Genomic DNA, 2241 nt, shown 5'->3' on the forward strand with positions numbered 1-2241 from the left:
GAGCGAGATCGACGCCCGTCGCGCGCGCGATCCGGAGTTCCGGGCACTCCATGACCAGCACCGCAAGTTGAACAAGAAGTGCATGGATGCGGAGTTGGGTGTACTCCCGATCGATGATGTCACCCTGGGTCGAATGAAGCGCGAGAAGCTGCTGGCCAAGCAACGCCTTCTGCGAATGTACGAAACACCGCTCGCAACCTCGTCCCCCACGCATTGACGCACCCCTGTCGTGCCCGGAATGGCATGACCTGGCCATCGATGGCCCTGCCAGGCTCTCCTGACCTGGCAACGCGGCGCCGCTGAACGCAGGCGTCGCGCCAAGGCACCACACGCGGTGGTGCCTTGGCCCGCAGGCACGTCCCCCGATGCGGGCGGTACCGGTCTCCTCGTCGATCCGGGGCCGTCCGCATCCCCTTGGGCTGCCAGCCGAGCTGGTGGGTGCCGACCGTGGGTCAGCACGCCTCCCGCCGGGCATGGCCCGGCGCTATAGAAACGGCTCCTGACTTTCGTCGCCATCCATCGGATAATCACCGGTCCGGCCCTGTGTGGCGCGAACCGAAGTCCCCCGAATGCCCATCCATTCTTCCGTCCTCGAACTCATCGGCCAGACCCCTATCGTCAAGGCCCAGCGCCTGGATGCTGGCGTCTGCGAGCTCTACCTGAAGCTCGAAAGCGCCAACCCGGGCGGATCGATCAAGGATCGCATCGGCCTGTCGATGATCGAAGCGGCAGAGAAGCGCGGCGACCTGAAGCCCGGCGCCACCCTGGTGGAAGGCACCGCCGGCAATACCGGCCTGGGCCTGGCGCTGGTGGCCCAGCAGAAGGGCTACAAGCTGATCCTGGTGGTCCCGGACAAGATGAGCCGGGAAAAGATCTTCAACCTGAAGGCGATGGGTGCCGAAGTGCGCCTGACCCGCTCGGACGTGGCCAAGGGCCACCCGGAGTACTACCAGGACCTGGCCAAGACCATCGCCGAGCAGACCCCAGGCGCCTACTTCGTCAACCAGTTCGGCAACCCGGACAACCCGGCCGCGCATGAATTCGGCACCGGCCCGGAGATCCTCGAGCAGATGGATGGCGATCTGGATGCCATCGTGTTCGGCTGCGGCAGCTCCGGCACCATGACCGGCCTCTCGCGCGCCTTCGCCACGCTGTCGCCGAAGACCGAGCTGGTGCTGGCCGACCCGGTCGGCTCCATCCTGGCCGAGTACATCAACGACGGCGTGCTCAACGACAAGTCGGGCAGCTGGCTGGTGGAAGGCATCGGCGAGGATTTCCTGCCCTCGATCTCCGATTTCAGCCGTGTGAAGAAGGCCTACGCCATCACCGATGCGGAGAGCTTCCATACCGCGCGTGAGCTGCTGGGCAAGGAGGGCATCCTCGGTGGCTCCTCGACCGGCACCCTGCTGGCGGCGGCGCTGAAGTACTGCAAGGAGCAGACCACGCCGAAGAAGGTGCTGGTGCTGGTCTGCGACACCGGCAACAAGTACCTGTCGAAGATGTACAACGACTACTGGATGCTGGACAACGGCTTCCTTGAGCGCCCGCAGCACGGTGACCTGCGCGACCTGATCCTGCGCCCGTACGGCCAGCGCGACACCGTCGTGATCGGCCCGAACGACCTGCTGACCACCGCCTATCAGCGCATGAAGCTGTATGACGTGTCGCAGCTGCCGGTGCTGGACGGTGACCAGCTGGTCGGCATCGTCGACGAAAGCGACGTGCTGCTGCACGTCTACGGCGACGAAGCACGCTTCCGTGACCCGGTGGCCACCGCGATGGTCAGCAAGCTGGATCGCCTGGATGTGAAATCGCCGATCGAGGCGCTGCTGCCGGTGTTCGACCGCGGCCAGGTGGCCATCGTGATGGACGGTGACACCTTCCTCGGCCTGATCACCCGCATCGACCTGCTGAATTACCTGCGTCGGCGCGTTCAGTAAGGCGTTTATCGCCGCAGATCGCTGCTGAATCCCGGTTTATCCGCGTCAAAGCTCGTTAAGGCCGCGCTGATAGACTCCCGCTCCTTCGACGGCGCCGGTCATCGGCGCCAATCAGGAAACGACATGTCCAACGCTTCTTCCCCGGACCGCGCGCTGGCGCTGGCCACCCTGGCCATCCATGGCGGCCAGTCGCCCGACCCGAGCACCGGCGCGGTGATGCCGCCGATCTACGCCACCTCGACCTATGCGCAGTCCAGCCCGGGCGAGCATCAGGGCTTCGAGTACTCGCGCACGCACAATC

General features: G+C 65.3%; 3 protein-coding genes. All 3 read left to right on the plus strand.

The window, feature by feature from the left end; all coding sequences use genetic code 11:
• Nucleotides 1-217, plus strand: a 217-nt coding sequence (locus tag AC1VAN_RS19245) for an HP1242/YdcH family protein (protein ID WP_480986483.1), incomplete at its 5' end; no start/stop codon positions are given.
• Between the two features lie 352 nt (nt 218-569).
• Entirely contained in the window at nt 570-1940 is a 1371-nt protein-coding gene (locus tag AC1VAN_RS19250; RefSeq protein ID WP_025878454.1) for a pyridoxal-phosphate dependent enzyme, read from the plus strand.
• 123 nt (nt 1941-2063) lie between these two features.
• Nucleotides 2064-2241: PLP-dependent transferase (locus AC1VAN_RS19255; protein WP_369555133.1), on the plus strand; the 178-nt coding region annotated here is incomplete at its 3' end.

The sequence above is a fragment of the Stenotrophomonas sp. 05L44_2 genome, assembly GCF_056665995.1.